At 48.9% G+C, this 19112-nt stretch carries 13 protein-coding genes; 5 read left to right on the top strand and 8 right to left on the bottom strand.

Features of this window, described 5'->3' with window-relative positions:
* Positions 1–176: 176 nt before the first annotated feature.
* Together NG792_RS06500 and NG792_RS06495 are read right to left on the bottom strand one after the other, a co-directional pair.
* Positions 177–836, bottom strand: a complete 660-nt coding sequence (locus tag NG792_RS06500; RefSeq protein WP_261200713.1) for an SDR family oxidoreductase — start codon at positions 834–836, stop codon at positions 177–179.
* A 54-nt stretch (positions 837–890) separates the two neighbouring features.
* Positions 891–1109: a hypothetical protein gene (locus NG792_RS06495; RefSeq protein ID WP_261200712.1), complete on the bottom strand. Its 219-nt coding sequence runs from the start codon at positions 1107–1109 to the stop codon at positions 891–893.
* A gap of 831 nt (positions 1110–1940) precedes the next feature.
* Between NG792_RS06495 and NG792_RS06490 the strand changes: the two genes are divergently transcribed.
* From NG792_RS06490 to NG792_RS06470, 5 genes are all read left to right on the top strand, one after another.
* On the top strand, positions 1941–2987 hold the full coding sequence (locus NG792_RS06490) for a glycosyltransferase family 4 protein (RefSeq protein WP_261200711.1): 1047 nt from the start codon (positions 1941–1943) through the stop codon (positions 2985–2987).
* A 62-nt stretch (positions 2988–3049) separates the two neighbouring features.
* The gene (locus tag NG792_RS06485; protein ID WP_261200710.1) at positions 3050–4306 is read left to right on the top strand and encodes a competence/damage-inducible protein A; all 1257 of its coding nucleotides are present in this window, start codon (positions 3050–3052) and stop codon (positions 4304–4306) included.
* 257 nt (positions 4307–4563) lie between these two features.
* On the top strand, positions 4564–4701 hold the full coding sequence (locus NG792_RS06480; RefSeq protein ID WP_015151235.1) for a hypothetical protein: 138 nt from the start codon (positions 4564–4566) through the stop codon (positions 4699–4701).
* A gap of 32 nt (positions 4702–4733) precedes the next feature.
* Positions 4734–5186 (top strand): type II 3-dehydroquinate dehydratase, encoded by a 453-nt coding sequence (aroQ, locus tag NG792_RS06475; RefSeq protein WP_261200709.1) that lies wholly within the window; start codon positions 4734–4736, stop codon positions 5184–5186.
* A gap of 425 nt (positions 5187–5611) precedes the next feature.
* Entirely contained in the window at positions 5612–7306 is a 1695-nt protein-coding gene (locus tag NG792_RS06470; RefSeq protein WP_261234889.1) for an NAD(P)H-quinone oxidoreductase subunit 4, read from the top strand.
* A 227-nt stretch (positions 7307–7533) separates the two neighbouring features.
* On the opposite strand, the gene NG792_RS06465 is transcribed toward NG792_RS06470, so the two are convergent.
* The 6 genes from NG792_RS06465 to nifJ form a co-directional block, all read right to left on the bottom strand.
* Positions 7534–8874, bottom strand: coding sequence for an SGNH/GDSL hydrolase family protein (locus tag NG792_RS06465; RefSeq protein ID WP_261200707.1), 1341 nt, complete (start codon positions 8872–8874; stop codon positions 7534–7536).
* 173 nt (positions 8875–9047) lie between these two features.
* Complete coding sequence (locus NG792_RS06460) at positions 9048–9929, bottom strand: hypothetical protein (protein WP_261234888.1); 882 nt, start codon at positions 9927–9929, stop codon at positions 9048–9050.
* Position 9930: 1 nt separating this feature from the next.
* A complete protein-coding gene (locus NG792_RS06455; protein ID WP_261200705.1) occupies positions 9931–11250 on the bottom strand; it encodes a site-specific DNA-methyltransferase in 1320 nt (439 codons plus the stop codon).
* Between the two features lie 103 nt (positions 11251–11353).
* Positions 11354–13633: a 6-phosphofructokinase gene (locus NG792_RS06450; protein WP_261234887.1), complete on the bottom strand. Its 2280-nt coding sequence runs from the start codon at positions 13631–13633 to the stop codon at positions 11354–11356.
* A gap of 356 nt (positions 13634–13989) precedes the next feature.
* Positions 13990–15015, bottom strand: coding sequence for a dihydroorotate dehydrogenase-like protein (locus NG792_RS06445; protein WP_261200703.1), 1026 nt, complete (start codon positions 15013–15015; stop codon positions 13990–13992).
* A 333-nt stretch (positions 15016–15348) separates the two neighbouring features.
* Positions 15349–18930, bottom strand: a complete 3582-nt coding sequence (gene nifJ, locus NG792_RS06440) for a pyruvate:ferredoxin (flavodoxin) oxidoreductase (protein WP_261234886.1) — start codon at positions 18928–18930, stop codon at positions 15349–15351.
* Between the last annotated feature and the right edge of the window lie 182 nt (positions 18931–19112).

The following is a 19112-nucleotide window of genomic DNA, read 5'->3' as shown; positions in this document are numbered from 1 at the left end:
TTTTAAATATAAAAACACAATCACGGGGTGAGTCTATTTCAGATGGGGTATTCTTCCCAGTGGAGTGCAACATCGAGTCAGGTTTTACCCTCCACAGGTTCGGAACATTTCCCTGTCGAGGCAGCAGTTACACTCCAGCTAGACTAATTTATCATCAGATGCTCAGTTCCCCTCACCTACCACGGTAACACCTCGCCATTCGCGTGCCAAAACGTACCCGAATTATCAAGAGTGAGGTTGTCAATTCGCTGAATTATACCATGAGCTGCTTCCCGGGGAGAAATTCCTGTAAAATCCGTCATTTGGGTCTGAACTAACCCTGGATGTACAATCGCTACAGCGATTTGGCGTGGTTTCAAATCGATCGCCAGGGATTTCCCCGCCATACTCACAGCGACTTTGGACATCCGATACCCATAATAACCGCCCGAACTATTATCCTCAAGGGAACCCATGCGACTGGTGACAATGGCAATCTTAGACCCCTGAGAGAGAAACGGTAGCAATGCCTGAGTCACCCGTAATGTTCCCAAGGCATTAACCTCAAACTGCCGTTGAATACTGTCAAAATCCAGGTGATCGAGGCTATCTTCTTCTAAAATGCCCGCATTATTGAGCAACACATCTAAGGATATCCCCTGCAATCGCTGCACCAGTTCTTTGAGGGTCTGATCCGAAGTAATATCAATTCCAGTTTCGACTCGAATCCCTAATGAATCTAACTCGGGGGAGGACTGCCGACAAACCGCGATCGCTGTATCCCCTCGTTCCTGTAACTGCTGGCACAATGCTAACCCAATGCCGCGAGCACTTCCTGTTACTAAATAAGTTGCCATGTTTTTGGTCTATTCACCCTAAATCGTTTGCTTCCTATTCTAAATCAATTTTATTTATTCTTTAAGGGGCGTTTCCCCACCATCGGGAAGCAATTCCTGAACCCCTCCTGTACCGATGGATTGAGACAGGTTTGATAAGGGTTTGGGATTATTAAAATTGCGATCGCTCGTCAGTTGCGGATTTTTGATCACGATCCATTTCCCGGTGAGTGGGTCTCGATAAACCTCATAAGGATTTTGACGCAATTGTTGGGTGACTGTTGTCACTTCCATCTCCTATTCTCCTCGATTATCCCAGATGTTTATACTGAATGGGTTTAGACCATCTTTCAGACAAATTGTTCTCTCGATGAAACCCCGGACACCCGTCCAAAACTCCCTCCTTCTTAAAGGCATTGAGAGGGAACTCTTCAGAATAAAGTCAGAAATTTATTCAGGACCTTTCCCCCTAACCTGATTGCACAAAACCGTAACTCCTAGATGTCCCTCTTATTTTTCAAGTTTCCTACTGTCAGGGAACCCTTGATGAGGAACTGTGCCACTTCTTAAGGGGGACCAGATTTAACCGGGGCCGGTTTAGAGTAGTGGGGTAAATAGTCTATGCAGAGATGACCCGATGATGACGCGATGCACTGGCCGAATAATTGCACAGAATAGACCCTGATTGATTCCTTTATCCCATCAGGTGGGTAGAACCCGGAAAAAATGTAGCAACCGGAGAGTGAACTCCATATTCCCTCTGCTGCGCGATCGCCCGATTCATTCTCGGACCCCTCCTCTCCAAAAAAGGAAAGCAGACATTGCCGAGATTATTATAAAGATTATTTCACCCGATCGCATCCCCTCCACCACTCCGTACTGAAATTCCCTCAAAAAGCGTTAGGCTTATTTGGGTTATAACCTTAGGGGCGATCGGGGCATCCGGTGATGAGGGTTGTCACCCACCTCCCCCCGTAGCAACGCCCCAACTAAACTCTGGAAAACCATTACTGCTTTATTTTAATAAATCTTTCACTTTCATCCGTAGCTTGGTTCAGTTAAATGTAGTAAATGTAGGTAGAATTTGCCTGAGATGTTTTTTGTCTTGCAACTGAGTTTATTCTGATGCCTTACCAGCTCTACCATCTGGTTGCTTTTATCGTAGCCGCCCTTGTTGTCCTTGCAACGACGCCGGTAGTCAAAAAAATTGGGATTAAAAGTGGCCGAGTCGATCTTCCCGGAGAACGCAAAGTACACCGCCAGCCTATGGTGCGCTTGGGAGGCGTATCCATCTTCCTAGGGACAACCCTGGCCCTATTAATCGTCTGGTGGATGGGGGGGTTTGGCGTCTTGCCGACTCCGAAAGAGTATGAAATTTGGGGCCTCACCCTTGGCGGCCTTGCCTTCTTCGCGATCGGACTCGCTGACGATTTATACGGACTCTCTCCGTTCTTACGACTCCTCTTACAAACCATCTGTGCGAGTGGGGCTTGGGCAGTCGGGGTTCAAATTGAATTTTTAACCATTCCCTTTCTGGGATTAGTGAAATTCCCTGAGTTGATTAGCTATCCGATTACCGTGATCTGGCTGGTTGGCATGACCAATGCCATTAACTGGATCGATGGATTAGATGGTCTGGCGGCAGGTGTTTCCGGCATTGCCGCCTTAGTCATGCTAATGGTCAGCCTCTTTATGCATCAACCCGCCGCCGCGTTGATTGCCGCTGCCTTAGCCGGTGCCACCTTGGGCTTCCTGCGGTACAACTTTAATCCGGCCCAAATTTTCATGGGGGATGGAGGTTCCTATTTTATCGGCTTCACCCTCGCTGGGGTCGGTGTAGTTGGCTTGGTCAAAACTACGGCTGTCACAGCGGTGGTTCTGCCTTATATCATTCTAGCGGTACCGATTTTGGATATGTCAGCGGTGATTGTCGATCGCATTCGCAATGGCAAATCTCCCTTTACCGCCGATAAGCGCCATCTGCACCATCGACTCCTCGACGCTGGACTCTCCCATCGGTTAACCGTTTTGTTTATTTACGCGCTGACGATCTGGGTTGGCAGTATCGCCCTAGCGTTTGCCGGGATTCCCAGCGGTGTCGCCTACGCTTTTGCGGCAACGGCTTTACTCAGCTATGCCAGTTGGAAGGTGAAGAAACACGCGAGGTTATAACCGGACTCTCGGGAACAACCACTCCCCTCCCTGTCCTATCTAAACTCTAAAATCAAACGTTCATGAGTGCTGAGATTATTTGTGTTGGCACAGAATTGCTGTTAGGCGACATTCTTAACAGCAACTCTCAGTTTTTAGCTAAACAACTAGCTGCACTGGGTATCCCTCATTATTTTCAAACCGTAGTCGGGGACAATCCAGACCGAATTAAACAGGTGGTGGCGATCGCCCTTGAGCGTTCTGCTCAAATTCTCATCTTTACCGGCGGTCTGGGGCCCACCCCCGATGACCTCACCCACGAAACCCTCGCCAGTTGTTTTGGGGTGGAAATGGTCCAAAGACCAGACATTCTGGAAAACCTGATCCAAAAATATGCGGCTTATGGTCGTCCTATGACGGTCAGTAATCGCAAACAAGCCTCAATTCCTGCCGGTGCGGAGATTTTACCCAATCCCCTAGGCACGGCCCCGGGCATCATCTGGCAACCTCGCCCTAATTTGACGATTCTGACATTTCCTGGAGTTCCCCAGGAAATGTACCGAATGTGGGAAGAAACCGCCGTCCCCTACCTCAAAGCCCAAGGCTGGGGTCAGGATATTATCTACAGTCGGATGCTAAAATTTTGGGGAATTTCTGAGTCGGTTTTAGCCGAAAAAGTGGCTCCGTTACTGGATTTGACGAATCCAACGGTGGCTCCCTACGCCCTCAATGGCGAGGTCAGACTCCGGGTTTCCGCCCGGGCCCCCAACGAAACTGCAGCACAAGCGGCGATCGCCCCAGTGCAGCAACAGATTCAAGAACTCGCTGGATTTGACTATTTTGGGTCCGATCACGATACCCTCGCTTCCGTGGTGGGTGAGTTACTCCTGCAACGGGGTGAAACCCTCGCCGTAGCGGAATCTTGCACCGGGGGAAGTATCGGCAGTCTCCTCACCGCCATTTCGGGAAGTTCTCGCTATTTCTTAGGCGGGGTGATTGCTTATGACAATGCGGTAAAAATCGGGCTTCTGGATGTCAACTCCGAGGATTTAGCCCGGGAAGGTGCCGTCAGCGACATTGTGGCTCAACAAATGGCCCTCGGTGTCCGCTCTAAATTAGGCACAACTTGGGGTCTAAGCGTGACGGGAATTGCGGGTCCGGGCGGTGGCAGCCAGACCAAGCCTGTGGGGTTAGTGTATATCGGGTTAGCCGGACCCAGCAGTGAGGTTGAAAGTTTTGAATATCGCTTGAGTGCTTTCCAAGAAAGGGACTCGATTCGGCATTACAGCGCCGAAGGTGCTCTGAACTGCCTGCGAAGAAAAATGTTAAGAATAGCTTAACATTCTTAATATTTTCCCTAAAGCACTACCTGTAGTGTTTTCTTATTAACTTAGGTCTATATATGCGGTATGCCCCGGGTAAAAACCCCAAGACTGATCCCCAAAAGCCCGTTTTGTACGGTTGAGTGTACTTGCTCATTTCTCAGGATTCGTTATGATCAAAGAAACAGAGTAATTCCAATTCTGTTACAGACGGCAATCAATCACTGCCGTCAAGTAGTAGAGCGATAGCCTGGATTCAAGGAGCTGTCTTTTCAATGGATTATATAGATAACCTAATCGACAAATTAAAAGAATGGGCGCGTAAAATTATTGAGGCCCTTCTCGGTCCAGAGGCAGAACCGGAACCGGAACCTATTCCTATTCCCGTCAACGAACCCCGTCGGCGTCGGTAAATTTATAGTGATAAAGGCGTAGGCATCTGCGATTGCTGAATATATTGGTACTGCACGGGCCAAACTTGAATCTCCTGGGTCAACGAGAGCCAGGAGTTTATGGAAGTGCGACGTTAGAAGATATTAATCGCTTGCTCGAAACAGAGGCTAAGGCTTTGCAAGTGAAGGTGTCGGTGTTGCAATCCAATCATGAAGGGGTCCTGGTGGATACGATTCATGGGGCGCGGGACCAGCACTCAGGAATTTTGATTAATGCCGGGGCTTATACTCATACGAGTGTGGCCATCCGGGATGCGATCGCAGGGGTTAATATTCCCACGGTGGAAGTTCACTTGAGCAATATTTATCGCCGTGAACCGTTTCGCCATCACTCCTACATTGCGGCGATCGCTGTTGGGCAAATTAGCGGGTTTGGTCCGGATAGTTATCGTCTCGGACTTCAAGCTCTAGTCCATCATCTGCGACAAAACCAACCATCTGGTTAATCTCCCCCTTCTTGGGGGTTTCTTCCCAGAGGTGGGCGGCACTTCAGACCCACCTCGGATCATTTCATGAGGCGATCAGCTTCTACTTTTTTGGGGTTTTCATAAACAGTAAATTGCAGCTTGCTAATATACAATAGAATGTATAGAGCATTCAAGATGCTACACCCTCTTAAAAATCAATGGCTAGTCAAGGAGTATGAATCAGAAGATTCACAGCCCGGACTTAGGTAAAAATCACTAAATGTAGCGTAACTCCAGTGCCTTGCCCCTACATTTAGGGGTTTTTGTCTAAATTCTTTTTATTTTCGCTTTCCTGTAAAATTCCCTCAATCCCTTTTTGTAAAGTTAAAGAAATGTTACAAAAACAGGGATAATAGGTTCAAGATTAAGACCCTGGCCCCTTTAAAAATAGACAACTCACTGCGATGCTTGCTGATTCATTTCCGTGGTTAACTACTATATTTGCGCTCCCCCTAGTGGCGGCATTACTGGTTCCCCTGATTCCCGATCGCGATGGAAACGTGTTGCGCTGGTATGCAACCGGAGTGGCGATCGCTGACTTCGCCCTCATGTGCGTCCTCTTCTGGCAACACTACGATCCTCAAATTTCGGGCTTTCAACTCGTCGAAAAATTTAGCTGGATCCCCCAACTCGGCATCAGTTGGACCGTCTCCGTCGATGGCATCTCCATGCCCTTGGTCCTCCTGGCCGGATTTGTCACCAGCATGGCCCTGCTGTCCGCATGGCAAGTAGACCGCAAACCGCGAATGTTCTACTTCCTGATGCTGGTGTTATATGCAGCCCAGGTGGGGGTGTTTATTGCCCAAGACCTGCTGCTGTTTTTCATCATGTGGGAAATCGAACTCGTCCCCGTCTATCTCCTCGTCTGTATCTGGGGCGGACCGAAACGGCAATATGCCGCCATTAAATTCCTACTTTATACGGCTGCGGCCTCCATCTTTATTCTAATTGCCGGACTTGCCTTAGCCCTCTCGGGATCCGGCCCTGCTTCCTTTGATATTGCAGATATCGCCCTCAAAGAATTCCCCTTAGCCCTGCAACTTCCCCTCTATGCTGGTTTATTAATTGCATTTGGCGTCAAACTAGCCGCCTTCCCCTTCCATACCTGGCTTCCCGACGCCCACGGCGAAGCATCCGCCCCGGTTTCGATGATTTTGGCTGGGGTGTTATTAAAAATGGGTGCGTATGGATTAATGCGCATGAACATGGGATTACTGCCCGATGCTCATGTTTATTTTGCCCCAGTTTTAGTCACCTTGGGAGTCGTTAATATTGTTTACGGGGCCTTAACTTCCTTTGCCCAAACCAACATGAAACGGCGACTGGCCTACTCGTCCGTTTCCCACATGGGATTTGTGTTAATTGGGATTGCCTCCTTCACCGACCTCGGGATTAATGGGGCAATGTTGCAGATGATTTCCCACGGATTAATTGCCTCCGTGCTCTTTTTCTTAACGGGGGTAACCTACGACCGCACCCATACCATGACCATGCAAGATATGGGGGGAATTGGGATTTTCATGCCCAAAGTTTTTGCCCTCTATACTGCCGGTGCAATGGCATCCCTCGCCCTCCCGGGAATGAGTGGATTTGCCAGTGAAGTGACGGTATTTATTGGGATTGCCACCAGTGATTTTTATAGCCTGACCTTCCGAATTGCCGTGGTCTTTCTCGCGGCAATTGGGGTGATTCTAACCCCGATTTATCTGCTGTCGATGGTCCGCCAAGTGTTTCACGGATCCTTCTACGGGTCGAAAGAAATTCCGGCTTGTGACATCACTGATCCGGAGTTACGGGAAGACTTTATTGAAAACCAAGCGGCAGTTTGTTTTGGGACAAATTGTATCTTACCGGGAGAAGCGGCGTTTATTGATAGTCGCCCTCGGGAAGTAGCGATCGCCCTGAGTTTTTTGGTGGCGATCGTGGCGATCGGTTGTTATCCTAAAATTGCCATGCAAGTCTATGACACCACCACCGTGGCTATTAATAGCGTAGCCACCCAAGCCTACGCCCAGGTGCGATCGACCGAAGAAACCATCGGCTTCAACGCACCCAGCCTACCCCCACTCGCCAAAATCGCCGAATTTAGTCCCGATTAAGGGGATGAGCATTCTGCTCAAAACCCGATGTTTTGGGAAAGCACTCTTAGCCCAAATATCAGCATAAAATCATGAAAATGCGGGTATCTTGCTCTAGTAAGATGCCCGCATTCTCTATGGTATCCCCCACTAAACTGTTCCCCCTACAAAACGGTTTGTTGAGCCGGATAACTTCTGAATCAGAGTCACCCAGTTGAGTCGAAAAACCGCATTAAACGGTTGTGGGGTTACAGAATGACCTTCACCAATTGAGATAAATCAGTCACCGTTTTGAGGGCCTCATCGGTAATAATTTGGTGACTGGCAGTGGTGGGATGGACCTCATCCCAAAACAGGAAAGTATTCGGGTTACTTCCGGGGGATTCAAAGGCGGCGTCAGTGACATTTGTCAATCCGTATTGAGTGGGATTGGCAAACACATCATTGATCAACCCATTGATATCAACCAGAATAATATTAATATTCGGGTTTTGGTCTAAATTAGCCATCGCGGCAGCTAAAGCCGTATTATGAGCATTCGACAGTTGGGTGAGGAATTGCTGCGCTTGTGGTCCCCGATCTCTGACTCCAGGATTGTTACCCAAGTCCGGCAGGTTCATCACCATAAAATTCCGCGCACCATCTTCCGCCAGTTCCGTCACCGCATTCACTAAATTATTCACGGGAATATTCACATCTGTAATCCCCGCATTCAGGTAATCATTAGAACCTGCCCAGATGGCGTATAATCCATTGGGATTAGAGAAAGGAGTTTGGGCGAGAAAACTCTCAATTTGTGTCTCCAACCCGGGCAAGGGGGGTAATAGCGGATTTTCCAAGTTACCCGAATTCACATCAGAAGTCGTAGCCCCTCCAAAGGCAATATTGGTCTGAGGATTTACCTCTAACCCGAGACGAGAGGGCAGAAGTTCTGACCAGACGGGTCCATTACTAAATCGTCCATTGGCATAAAGGGGTTCTGGAGGAAATATCCCCAAGGTTAAGGCAAACAAATTCCCATCATCGGAGAGACTGTCCCCGAAGACATACATCTCATTAAATAAGCGACGAGGTAGGCGGCCCTCAGATTGACCGAAGTTGGCAAAATGGGCGATCGCCGTCGTCTCTCCTCGGGAAACCCCCTCAGCAACATCAGGGTTTTGTTCCAGATAAAAAGTCGGATCAAAAAAGGCGACAGGAGTGCGACCTTCCTGCGCCCCAACTGTTATAAAGTGAGCGAAGAAACCCGTCAAGGGGTCTTGCTGAACCGCCTCCGCTACATCCGGATTCGTTTGGGCGTAAAAGTTGGTATTAAAAAAGCGAGTCGGATCTCGCCCTTCCCGGTAACCGACATTAATAAAATGGTCAAACGCGGTCAAATTTGGAGAAATCGCCGCCGCTACGTCGGGGTTTTCCGATAGATAGTATTCGGTCTGGAAAAATGCACTGGGATCGCGCTTTTCCTGCTCTCCAAATGTAAAAAAATGCTGGGCTGCACTACTAAATATCCCACTAGCAACGGCTACTGCGACATCAGAATTTTTAGCCAAATAAAACCCTTCATCAAATAGGGTCATTTCAGATAACATAGGTTATGATTCCTCCAAATCCTGTCTCAATCAGGTTTGTGATAGTTATAGGGGTATCCTAACCTACGAATTGGGTTTTGAGTAAATTTTCTCCGGAGGATTCTATAAAGAGTATCCTCAAAGGGTTCCATTTCCAACTTGCTGGAGTTGAACAAGAACAATAGTGAGGCCCCTTACTCGTTGCCTAAAGTTTTCAAAAAGTCCGCGAGGAACAGTTTGTTCTGAAACGTAGCGCGGATTGAATCTCCATTGTTATAATCAATCACAACCTCAATCCGTTGAAAATCACCCCTAGGGTTTTCTAAGTCTAGGTTATCCAGTGTGGCGATCGCCTCTTGCGGGCGAGTAAAGTCATATCGGTTTCCGAACAGCGGCATAATCATAATTTGAGTAATGTGACGTTCAAGGCAATTCTGTAGCTTTGTCATAAATTCCTCGACTTGTTTTTTAGCAACCTGCATTAAAGCCTGTCGAAGCCGCTGTTTTTCGGAGTCAGTTATCAATCTCAATTGTTCCGAGGCATTTTCATACAAATAGTCGGGGGTGGTTTCATCAAAAGCAATATCAAAATTGATAATTTTAAAAGCATTTACGACATCGATATAAGGAATATAAATAACTGCAAATCCATGATTTTTTAGTTGTTCTAAAGCGGGTTTAGTAAAATCTCCAGCCAAGACTACACCATAAAAAGGGTTTAACTGAGAATACCGTTGAACAATTGGTAAAATGGCCCCTTGAATTTCTTGGACTTTATTTTTCGAGTGTTTGGTGTATCTCCGCCACGCCGATTCAATAAAGGCTAGAGGAAGGCCAAGTTTTTCTTCCGTACCCCCCAACTCAATCACAAAATCTAAATCATGTTTATTTCCATCTTTATCTTCCCAAGTCACCTTTTTTCCCTTTCGAGCAAGACGAGATTTTTGGTAATCTAAATAGTAATTTTTGGGGGCAGTAAACCTTTCTAGTTGAGGTTTTAAAATATCGTATAATACGATATCTTCCAAAAGCTTTCCTAATATTTGACCGAATTTGTGAGAAGGTGACTGTGCCATATTATTGACTCCTGTGTATCCAAAGTTTTCCTTCATGGAGTGGAACCCGATGTTTTCTATTTTTCCACTTCACGTTGCGTTTTCTGAGTTCTTCAAAATACCAACGGTCAAATCCAGCAGCAAGAGCTAATTCCCCCAACCATTTTTCTACCGGAACGTAAACCCCATAAGGGGCTGAATCCCCGATGATTAAGCAGATTTTACTCTCGGATCGGGTTACTCGATGAAGGGCTTGAAATACTTTCGCCATATCGATAAAATAAGCGGCTATCATCGTATGATATGCCTTGTTTCCACTCTTCGTTGCCCGGATTTGTTCTAACCCTTGACAAATGGGGAATAATTCATCTCGAATCGGGTTGAGAACAGACTCTGACATTAGCGTATTTAAGGTAAGACGCTCTTTGGAGACGTGCTGGGAGTTAGAGCGAATTAGAAACTTGCGAACAGCTTCATGTAAATCTGACCAAGATTGCACTTCCCCCCAAAAGGTCATTTCTAGGCGAGTAGCATCAGCGTAATCATAATTGTTGGCATAGGGGGGAGACGTAATGACTAAATCGATGGAACTATCGGGGATATTTGGTAAGGTTCTAGCATCTTCTTGTAATAAAGTAGAACGAGGCAACTGCCCTAAAGATTGCATCAAGCTCATGTCTTCTTGCATCAAAAAGGTTTGATACGTTAGAGCATCAAAAGGATTATGAATTTTAGCCTTTCGTTTATTAGGAAGAACATATTGCCACGGGGCTGTTCCTACAAAACTAGACACTCGTAAAATTGAAGAAATTGTCAGAAAAATTAGAGATTGGAGCGGTTCACAGAGGTGGGGGGCAACTTGTAAATAGGCTTGTTTAATTTTGAATAAATCCTCTAGGGCCGCCTCAGTATAGCACTTACTCAGAAGTGCCGGAATGGGTTGAGGAAACGTGGAGGTAAGCTGTGCAGCAACCTGTAGAATCTCTTCAATTGCGGCTAAAAAATCCGGGATGGGTGTATTCCAAGCCAGTTTACCTTGGGCGAGTCGATACACAAACGGATGCGCTTCCACGGCATAAGAATTGATGCCTAATTTATCGGCAACCACAGAAACGGTCCCGGAGCCAGCAAATGGATCCAAGAGAGTTTGAGGATTCAGTTCACCGATCGCACTTTCAACCCAATCCGCTGAAAATCCCGCTGAGTAACGAAACCACCGATGGATCGGCAGTTTCATATTATCAGTAAATGTCCCAGTTCTTTGGGCGATCGCACTCCCGCATTCGGGGTCGCTAGAGGAGGGAATGGGATCAAACAAATTAAGCTGTACAGGTTCTGGCATGGAAGGCAATCGGGTCAAGGATTCAGAGCATAGCCTATAGTTTACCGTGTTTTTCTGCAAGAAAGCAGTCAGGGACACGGCAGAAGCCGTGTCCCGAAGAAATTCACCTTTGAGTTGTGGGTGCAGTGTGAGCGAGGATTTTGCCGATCGCAGCGGTTTCCATCCACCATTGTTCTTTGGGGCGTTGGTGTTCTTTGTCTACCATACGCGGAATCATCCCTAGGTCAATAAATCGCACATTACCGGCTTCTGTTCCCATAAAAGCCCCGGTGGGTGAGGGTCTTTGGGCTTGTTCAATGAGGAAGTTTAGACCGATCGCCGAGAAGCGGGTGGCTTGGATGCGATCAAACGGGGTGGGGTCACCGCCTTGTTGGAGATGGCCTAAAATGGCTTCTCTCACTTGAAACACTTCTTTCCCTTCTTCGGCAAACAAATCACAGATGAAGTCGCTATCATACACCGGATGAGCGTTTTCATTGCAGATAATTAAACCCACTCGTTTGCCTTGTTTAAATCCCGTAATCAGGGTAGCGAGGTCTTTTTGCAAGTCCGTGAGGGCGACGCCTTCCTCGTTAATATACACTCGTTCCGCCCCGGTTGCCAAGCCACTCATCACGGCTAAGTATCCGCAGTACCGTCCCATGACTTTGACTAAAAAGCAGCGGTTGGATGCAACAGCAGATTGCTTGATTTTATCCACCGCTTCGATGATATTATTCAAGGCAGTATCCGCCCCGATACTCAATTCACAGCCGGGGAGATTGTTGTTAATCGAGGCAGGGATACAAAGTATCGGGATGTTGAAGGCGGGGAAGGTTTCACACTGGGAGTACAGTTGATAGGCGGCTTGATAACCACTCCAACCGCCAATAATCAGCAGTCCATTAATGTCATAGCGCTCGATTTGACGGGCGATCGCATAAAAATCTTTGCTTTGGGGAATTTTGCGGCTAGTCCCCAGTTCAGAACCGCCAGTGGTGGCCCATCCTCGCACACTTAACCAGTTTAATTCTTTAATGTGACCCTCAATTAAGCCCCGAAATCCATGTTCGACCCCTAACATGGTATGTCCTTTATCGATCGCCAGTCGGACTGCTGCACGAACGGCGGTATTCATTCCCGGGGCCGTTGCGCCACAGTTGAGAATGGCGAATCTTAAGGGTTTTAGGTCATGATGGGCGGGGGTACTGGGTTTGGCTTGCATCAGGGTATGCAAGATTTGATAGGCGTTTTTAAAGTTTTCTCCCCGCAGATCCATCGCTTTAGCATAATCTCCATCGGCGATCGCCTGACTCACGGCATGGGTTTGTTCCACACAATGCATCAACGGCGCTTGATAAACCCGGTTTCCCCGCATTCCAATCAGGACCGATTCAGTCTCGGGGGTGGCAGTTTGGAACGCCTGGACCGCAGCATGACCCAACAAAGTGCTTAAGTTACGGTCAAAGGCTGTCGGTGACCCGCCTCGTTGCACATGGCCTAAAATGGTAACTCGGGCATCTTCCCCGAGTTTTTCTTCTAGCACTTGTCGCACATATTCACAGGAAATTGGGTTGCCGTGACGGTCTTTCGCACCTTCGGCGACAATCACAATGGTATCACGACGCCCAGATTCTCGACCGGCTTGTAAGACTTGGCACATTTTTTCCTCCCAGCAGTCGCCCTCGGGAGGACATTCGGGAATCAATACCCAGTCTGCACCTGTGGCCAATGCCCCCATTAACGCCAGATAGCCGCAATGCCGTCCCATCACTTCCACCACAAAGGTGCGCTGATGACTGGCAGCCGTGGAGGAAATCGAGTCTACAGCTTCGGTTAAGCGGTGGAGGGCAGTATCGGTCCCGATGGTCATGTCGCTGCCATACATATCATTATCGATGGATGCCGCTAATCCGACAATGGTCAAGTGCCGGTGACGTTCGGCGACTTCGGTATCAATCTCACCTCGTTCTAGGAGTTCAGCGACCAATTCAGGCCATTCCCTGCGGAATAAGTGAGCGCCGGTGAGACTCCCATCCCCCCCGATCGCCACTAATCCATCGATATCATGGGCTAATAAATTCCGAACCGCCTGTAATCGGCCTTCCCGGGTCCGAAATTGGGCCGATCGCGCGGTTCCGATAATCGTCCCCCCTTTATGCAAGATACCCGCCACGTCATACCAATGCAGTTGCCGAATACAAGCCTCGGCATCGGGAGCCACACGGCGCGGGTTTTCCAGGTCGCATTGTCCCCCCTCCACCATCCCCTGATAGCCTTCATAAATGGCAAATACATCGATTCCCTGGGCGATCGCAGACCGAACCACGGACCGAACCGCCGCATTCATTCCCGGCGAGTCTCCCCCACTGGTTAATACCCCTAGTCTTTTTTTCTGATGCATGAACTTCTCCTCATTTAGGCTGGACTCGATGAACTTTAACCGGCAAGATTCCAGACGTTTCTCTTGCATTTTAAAATTTAACTGCCTTTTTTAGTTTGGTGGGGCCGGGGGTTTGGTGATGATTTTTTCATATTTTTTAATAAATATGGGCTGATATTGAGCAGAAGTGGGGAAGAAACGACTGAAGTCGTTACTACAAACAAGAGGGATAACGACTGAAGTCGGGACGTTGAACCAGAACGTTGAACTGTGCCGATTTGATGCTGATGCGGATAATAGGGACAAAAAAAAGGCGGCATTGCCGCCAAATGGGGATTTCCTGACATTGGGAAAAATAAGTCAGGGGAGAAAATTGCTTAGACAGTGGAAGCCGTAACCACCGCCTGATCGTAATCGAAACTTTGAATCACTTTCATGTATTGCGCGCGTTCATAGGCACTGCGATCGGCCACATTCATCTGACTCATAGTCCCGATCGCCTGTTTGACGGAGTGATATTCATGTTCCTCCAACCACTCCACCAGTTCCCGTTCAATTTCCCGCAGATGTCCGATGCCGTGGCGCAACAGGGGAGAGCAGACTTGGGTCACTTTTGCCCCTACCATCAACATTTTTACCGCATCCCGTCCTTTTTGAATGCCTGTGGTTGCAGCAAGGTCGGCATTAATGCGACCATAGAGCAATCCCAGCCAACGCATCGGCAGCAGGGATTCCTGGTGGTGACTCAACACCAGATGGGGCCAAACTTCCAATTCCTCCGGGGAAATATCCGCCTGCATGAAGCGGTTAAACAAAATTAACCCATTGGCACCCGCTTTATCCAGGCGCATCGCCATGTTGGCTAAATTGGTGAAAAATGGGCTAAGTTTGACCGCCAGGGGAATCGTGACATCGGCGCGAACGGCTTCTACAATGGAGAGATAATCTTCCTCAATTTGCGCCCCGGTCAAGTGAGGGTCAGTGGGGATACTATAGATATTCAACTCTAAAGCATCGGCCCCAGCTTCCTGGATTTGTTTAGAATAATCCACCCATTCCCCTAAGCTAGAACCATTCAATGAGGCAATAATCGGAATCCCTACACTCTCTTTGGCTTGGCGGATATGTTCGAGATAAGTTTCCGGTCCCACATGATAGGTATCCGGGTCGGGGAAATAAGTGAGAGCTTCGGCAAAACTTTCGGTATGGGAGATAGTGTGATAATGGAGTTCGTGTTGTTCGATTTTGAGTTGTTCGGCAAAGATACTATGTAGCACGATTGCCCCTGCCCCTGCATCTTCTAACCGTTTGATATTATCTAGGTCTTCGGTTAGGGGGGCGGCTGCCGATGGCATTAAGGGAGATTTTAGTTGTAAACCGAGATATTCTGTAGTCAGATCCATTATGTTATGTTCTCCTTTTATGGAAATGGGAGAGATGTCCGTAGTAACGACTTTAGTCGTTATTTCCGGGTTGGGGAGATGCGGGGAAGGACCCCACCCTAACCCTCCCCTTGCCAAGGGGAGGGGACCGGATTAGCCTCATAACTTGGGAAGGACCCCACCCTAGCCCTCCCCTTGCTAAGGGGAGGGGACCGGACTGGATGAGCCCTCCCCTTAGCAAGGGGAGGGTTGGGTGGGGTCTCCGCAGCCCTCCCCTTAGCAAGGGGAGGGTTGGGTGGGGTCTCCGCAGCCCTCCCCTTGGCAAGGGGAGGGTTGGGTGGGGTCTCCGGATCTCTAGGCTTTTGTCACCTCACCGGCAGCCGCATCCCCATTGTGAGATTCCAGATGACGGGAGGCAAGATATTCGTACATTTCCCAACGGGTGTTGATGTCGTTTTGCGCTTCCGCCAATAACCGCTTGGCATCAGCCGGTTTGGTTTTGGTCAACATCTTGAATCGGTTCTCGTTGTACATGGAATATTCCACCCCTTTCTTGGGCGATCGCATATCCAATTGCAACGGATTCTTGCCTTGTTCCACCAAATCCGGGTTATAGCGATACAGTAACCAGCGTCCCGCTTCTACTATTTCTTTCTGGTGATTCATTGCCGTCACCATGTTGATGCCGTGGGCAATACAGTGAGAATAAGCGATAATTAAGGACGGTCCGTCATACGCTTCGGCTTCTAGGAAGACTTTCAGGGTATGTTCGTCTCGCGCCCCCATTGCGACGCTGGCGACGTACACATTCCCGTAAGTCATGGCAATTAAGCCCAAGTCTTTCTTGGCGGCGGGTTTGCCACCGGCGGCGAATTTGGCGACGGCCCCTCGGGGGGTGGCTTTGGAGGCTTGTCCTCCGGTGTTGGAGTAGACTTCGGTATCCAAGACGAGAATATTGAGATTTCGTCCGGAGGCGATGACGTGATCTAAGCCGCCATAGCCGATGTCATACGCCCAACCGTCACCGCCGATAATCCACACATCTTTTTTGACGAGGTAATCGGCTAGACTGGCAAGTTGCTTGGCATCCGGGGAGTTCAGCCCTTGTAATTTTTCTTTGAGGGCTGCTACGCGATCGCGTTGTTCCCAGATATCCGCTTCGGTTTTCTGGCTGGCGTTGAGAAGGTCGGTAACCAGGTTGTCCCCAATCTCACTGCTGAGTTTTTGCAGTAATTCGGCGGCGAATTGGGCTTGTTTATCGATGGAAACCCTGAATCCGAGGCCGAATTCGGCGTTATCTTCAAACAGGGAGTTGGACCATGCGGGTCCCCGTCCTTCGGCGTTTTGCGCCCAGGGGGTGGTGGGGAGGTTGCCGCCATAGATGGAGGAACAGCCGGTGGCGTTGGCGATGACACTGCGATCGCCAAAGAGTTGAGAGACTAACTTTAGATACGGGGTTTCGCCACATCCGGCACAAGCGCCGGAGAACTCGAACAGGGGTTCTTGGAGTTGTTGTTGACGAATGCGATCGAGATGCAATGTGCGGCGATCGGGGTTGGGTAAGTTCATGAAGAATTCCCAGTTTTCCCGTTCAGGTTCCCGCAGGGGAATCTGCGGTTCCATGTTAATCGCTTTCAGGGCAGGCATGGATTTGTTTTTGGCGGGACAGACTTCGACGCAGATGCCGCAGCCGGTACAGTCTTCCGGGGAGACTTGAATGGTAAACTGAGTTCCGGCAAAGTCTTTATCTTTAGTATCCGTTGCCTTGAAGGTAGCCGGTGCATTGGCAAGTTCTGCCGGTTCGTAAACTTTCCCTCGAATGACGGCATGGGGACAAACCATGATACATTTGCCGCATTGAACGCAAACATCCGGGTCCCAAACAGGAATTTCTGTAGCAATATTCCGTTTTTCCCATTTGGAGGTGGCAGTGGGATAAGTACCATCACAAGGTAAGGCACTCACGGGCAGCACTTCCCCTTCTTTGACCAGCATTTTGCCTTCGACTTCGCGCACAAAGGCGGGGGCTAAATCGGGAACAGCAGGTTGTTTATGTAAGGAACTGCTGGCTTGTCCCAGGGGAACTTCAAACAGGTTTGCCAGGGTATTATCCACGGCTTGCAGGTTCATCCGGACGATTTCTGGGCCTTTTTTGCCGTAGGTTTTCTCGATCGCCTTCTTGATTTGGGCAATGGCTTCTTCCCGAGGCAAAACTCCGGATAAGGCGAAGAAACAAACCTGCATGACGGTGTTAATCCGTCCACTCATGCCGCTGTCACGGGCTACTTTGTTGGCATCAATGGTATAGACTTTTAAGCCTTTGCGGACAATTTTTTCTTGGGTTTCAATGGGGAGTTGATTCCAAAGTTCCTCAGCCGCATAGGGGCTATTTAAGAGGAAGATTGCACCCGGGGCCGCTGCGCTTAAAACGTCTAATTTTTCCAGGAAAATCCACTGGTGACAGCCAATAAAGTTGGCTTGATCAATCAGGTAAGTGGAACGAATCGGCTGGGGTCCAAACCGTAGGTGGGAAATGGTAATTGCCCCGGATTTTTTGGAGTCATAGACAAAGTAGCCTTGGGCATAATTGTCTGTTTCTTCTCCAATAATTTTAATAGAGTTTTTGTTGGCCCCCACGGTTCCATCGGCCCCTAATCCATAGAACATCGCCCGAACTACGCTATCGGGTTCGGTGGAGAAGTTCGAGTCGTAATCTAGGGAAGTGTGAGTGACATCATCATTGATGCCGATGGTGAAGTGATTTTTGGGTTTGGCTTGGCTAAGATTATCATAGATAGCTTTAACCATCGCCGGGGTGAATTCTTTGGAGGATAAGCCATAGCGCCCTCCAACGAGTTTCGGCAAGCGATCGCCCGTCCATTCTTCATGCATCGCGGTGACGACATCAAGATACAAGGGGTCACCTCCGGCCCCTGGTTCTTTGGTGCGATCTAAGACTGCGATCGCCTTAACAGTTTCCGGGATTGCAGCAACCAACCGTTTCATATCCAAGGGGCGATACAGTCGCACTTTCAAGACGCCGACTTTTTCCCCTTGGGCGTTGAGGTAGTCTACAGTTTCATGAACGGTTTCGCAACCGGAACCCATTAAGATAATCAGGCGATCAGGGTCGGGTGCACCGTAATACTCGAACAATTGATACTTGCGTCCGGTGAGTTCCCCAAAGTCGTCCATTGCCTGCTGTACGATGTCGGAACAGGCGGTATAGAAGGGGTTGACTGTTTCTCTCGCTTGGAAATAGACATCGGGGTTTTGGGCGGTTCCCCGTAAGACGGGGCGATCGGGAGTTAAGGCGCGATCGCGATGGGCGAAGACTCCTGCATCATCAATCAGCGATCGCAGGTCCTCATCTTCTAACAGTTCTACTTTTTGAATTTCGTGAGAAGTCCGGAACCCATCAAAGAAGTGAATGAAGGGGACGCGGGATTTCAAGGTTGCCGATTGAGCAATTAAAGCAAAATCATGGGCTTCCTGGACCGATGCGGAACATAAGAGGGCAAATCCCGTACTGCGGACCGCCATCACATCACTATGATCGCCAAAAATGGAAAGGGCCTGGGCTGCCAGCGATCGGGCGGCAACGTGAATTACTGCACAAGTGAGTTCCCCCGCTATTTTGTAGAGGTTGGGGATCATTAACAGTAATCCCTGGGAAGCGGTAAAGGTGGTGGTTAAGGAGCCCGTTTGCAAGGAACCATGTACCGTCCCCGCCGCCCCCGCCTCACTTTGCATTTCCACCACCGAGGGAATCGTTCCCCAGAGGTTTGGACGCCCTTCTGACATCCAGGCGTCGGCCCATTCTCCCATCGGTGAAGCGGGGGTAATCGGATAAATGGCAATCACTTCATTTAATTTATACGCAACCCGGGCCACGGCCTCGTTCGCGTCTATAGTCGCAAATGTTCTCGTACTCATGTTTTTAACCTTTGGGGAGCAACGATTTAGCTTTTGTGCGTCTAAATAGGCCGGATGAACCCGGGCACGATTCCCAGGAATCCGGGGGAATTTTTGGGGTCAATCCGCAAGGAGATGACTTGGTATGCTGTTTTAATCCTCTCCGGAATTTGTGAGGCGTTGTTTAAAGGGAACGGTCCAGT

It is taken from the genome of Laspinema olomoucense D3b, from assembly GCF_025370785.1.
Classification (GTDB): Bacteria; Cyanobacteriota; Cyanobacteriia; order Cyanobacteriales; family Laspinemataceae; genus Laspinema; species Laspinema olomoucense.
This window is presented reverse-complemented; position numbering and strand designations above follow the sequence as displayed.